At 55.4% G+C, this 2,811-nt stretch carries 3 protein-coding genes and 1 pseudogene; all 4 read left to right on the top strand.

The genetic code is table 11. The features are described 5' to 3' along the window. Positions 1-158: 158 nt before the first annotated feature. Positions 159-1,469, top strand: coding sequence for an adenylosuccinate lyase (gene purB, locus ACIQ2T_RS13050; protein WP_397591180.1), 1,311 nt, complete (start codon positions 159-161; stop codon positions 1,467-1,469). Between the two features lie 102 nt (positions 1,470-1,571). Further along, the gene (locus ACIQ2T_RS13045) at positions 1,572-1,877 is read left to right on the top strand and encodes a hypothetical protein (protein ID WP_397591179.1); all 306 of its coding nucleotides are present in this window, start codon (positions 1,572-1,574) and stop codon (positions 1,875-1,877) included. Beyond that, positions 1,874-2,548, top strand: a complete 675-nt coding sequence (pyrF, locus tag ACIQ2T_RS13040) for an orotidine-5'-phosphate decarboxylase (RefSeq protein WP_397591178.1) — start codon at positions 1,874-1,876, stop codon at positions 2,546-2,548. The genes ACIQ2T_RS13045 and pyrF overlap by 4 nt, the downstream gene beginning before the upstream one ends. 65 nt (positions 2,549-2,613) lie before the next feature. Continuing rightward, positions 2,614-2,811: pseudogene (locus tag ACIQ2T_RS13035) on the top strand (N-(5'-phosphoribosyl)anthranilate isomerase); the annotation flags it as partial.

Below are 2,811 nucleotides of genomic sequence, written 5' to 3'. Positions count from 1 at the left end.
TATGGTCGTGTGTCGATCGATTTTTAAACCCTTAAGAACTTCAACAGGAAGGGCGCGGCGTAAAACCCGCGCCCTTCTTTTTTGCCACGCATTTTGACGCCCAACGGTGCGCCTGCTAACGGGACCACGACTCCCGAACCAAGCAGAAAGCGTTTCTTATGATTCCACGTTATTCCCGCCCCGATATGGCCAAGATTTGGGAGCCGGAGAACCGTTTCCGCATCTGGTTTGAAATTGAAGCGCATGCAACGGATGCACTCGCCGAACGCGGCGTTGTGCCTGCTTCTGCGGCGCAGGCATTGTGGACATGGTGGAATACCAACCCAACGATTGATGTTGCAGCCATTGACGCTATTGAGGCTGTGACCAAGCATGATGTAATCGCGTTTCTGACATGGGTCGCAGAACAAGTAGGCGACGAAGCGCGCTTCATGCATCAGGGCATGACATCCTCCGACGTTTTGGACACCTGCCTTGCTGTTCAGTTGACCCAAGCAACGGACCTGTTGCTTGCGGACATGGATGCGCTGCTGGCCGCTATAAAGACCCGTGCAATGGAGCATAAATTCACGCCAACCATCGGCCGCAGCCATGGCATTCACGCAGAGCCTGTGACCTTTGGCATGAAACTGGCGCAAGCATATGCAGAATTTGCCCGCGGTCGCGAACGTCTGGTCGCCGCCCGTGCTGAAATCGCTACTTGCGCTATTTCGGGTGCAGTTGGCTCCTTCGCCAATATCGATCCTGAAGTTGAGGCACATGTTGCAGCCAAGCTTGGCCTTGCGGTAGAACCCGTCTCTACGCAGGTCATTCCGCGCGACCGTCATGCGATGTATTTTGCGACGCTTGGTGTCATCGCATCGTCGATTGAACGCGTTGCGACCGAGGTGCGCCATTTGCAGCGCACTGAGGTGCTTGAGGCGGAGGAATATTTCTCGCCCGGTCAAAAGGGCAGTTCGGCCATGCCGCATAAGCGCAACCCAGTGCTGACCGAAAATCTCACGGGTCTTGCGCGCATGGTGCGTGGCTATGTCACGCCAGCGCTTGAAAATGTCGCATTGTGGCATGAACGCGACATCAGCCATTCCAGCGTCGAACGCTATATTGGGCCTGACGCGACTATCACCCTTGATTTCGCTCTTGGGCGTCTAACCGGCGTCATCGACAAGCTGCTCATCTACCCAGAGCGTATGCAGAAAAACCTCGACCGCATGGGCGGGCTTGTCCATTCGCAGCGCGTGCTTTTGGCGTTGACCCAAGCTGGGATTAGCCGTGAGGACAGCTACCGCATTGTTCAACGCAATGCGATGAAGGTGTGGGAATCGGACGGCGCAGAATCGCTGATGGAACTGCTTAAGGCTGACCCGGATGTCGCGGCCAAAATGACAGCGTCGGAAATCGAGGACCGGTTCAATCTCGACTATCACTTCAAGCATATCGACACGATTTTCGACCGCGTATTTGGCTGATTTCGCGGTGGCATTTCGTCATGCTTTCATGGATTACACACTAACCCCTACCCAAAGGGGGAAAGTTTCCATAAGATGTGCGTGAAAAGGAGAGACCGCGCGATGCGATTTCTGAAAACGCTGCTTTGGGTCACGGTTATCGTTGGTCTGGTTGTTTTTGCGACCAACAATTGGCAGCCCGTATCGCTCCGCTTGTGGGGCGGGCTTCGCCTTGACACGAAATTACCGGCCTTGGTGGTGGTGGCATTCCTGCTTGGGTTTTTGCCCGTCTACATTCTTCATCTTACGCAGGTCTGGCGGATGAAGCGGCGCATTCTTGTACTTGAGGGCAATCAGCGGAGCATGTCTGCTCCCCCGCCACCGCCTGTATCCCCGCATCCAACGTACAAAGCCGTGGACCCGATATGACCAACCCGATCTTCGTAGCCATCGACACGCCCTATCTGGACGATGCGTTGGAACTCACGCGCCGAATCAGAGGACAAGTGGGCGGCATAAAGCTTGGCCTAGAGTTTTTTTGCGCGAACGGGCATCACGGCGTGCATGAGGTGCAGAAATTGGGCCTTCCCATTTTCCTCGACCTGAAATTGCACGATATTCCCAATACCGTCGCAAAGGCCATGCAGGCGATCAACGTGCTTGAGCCCGCCATTGTGACCATCCATGCCGCGGGTGGCCGTGCGATGATGGAGGATGCCAAAGCTGCTGCGGGTTTGCACACCAAAGTGGTTGCAGTGACCGTACTGACCAGCCTCGACGATCATGACCTTAATCGCATTGGGGTATCCGATAACCCCGAGCTTCAGGTCGCCCGGCTTGCGGCGCTTGCGCAAGAAGCAGGCCTTGATGGCATCGTGTGTTCCGGTCATGAGGTAAAAGCGGCAAAGAAAGCATGGAAAGACGGTTTCTTCGTGGTTCCCGGCCTGCGTCCCGCTGGCGGCACTGCCGAAGACCAAAAACGCACTGTAACGCCTAGACAGGCCCGTGACGACGGTGCGAGCGTCTTGGTCATCGGGAGACCTATCACCAAGGCGGATAGCCCTGACGAGGCTGCACGGGCGATTTTGGGCACTCTCTAGCAGCTACAGCTCCTTCATCCAAGTTCAGCATGACGGGAGTGAAATGGTCGGCTATTGGGCCCAATATGAACACACAAATCAAAATTTGCGGCCTCAAAGACGAAGTGACGGTGGATGCGGCCGCCAAAGCGGGCGCTACCCATATTGGCCTCAATCTATATGAAAAAAGTCCGCGTTATGTCCCAATGGAAAAAGCTGCCGCTCTTCGAATGCGCGCGCCAGCCTCGCTAAAAGTTGTTCTATTGCTGGTGAACGCGGAACCC

This window comes from Sphingorhabdus sp. (assembly GCF_044357595.1).
GTDB lineage: Bacteria > Pseudomonadota > Alphaproteobacteria > Sphingomonadales > Sphingomonadaceae > Sphingorhabdus_B.
Note: the sequence above shows the minus strand (reverse complement) of the source record. Positions and strands in the feature narration are given on the sequence as shown.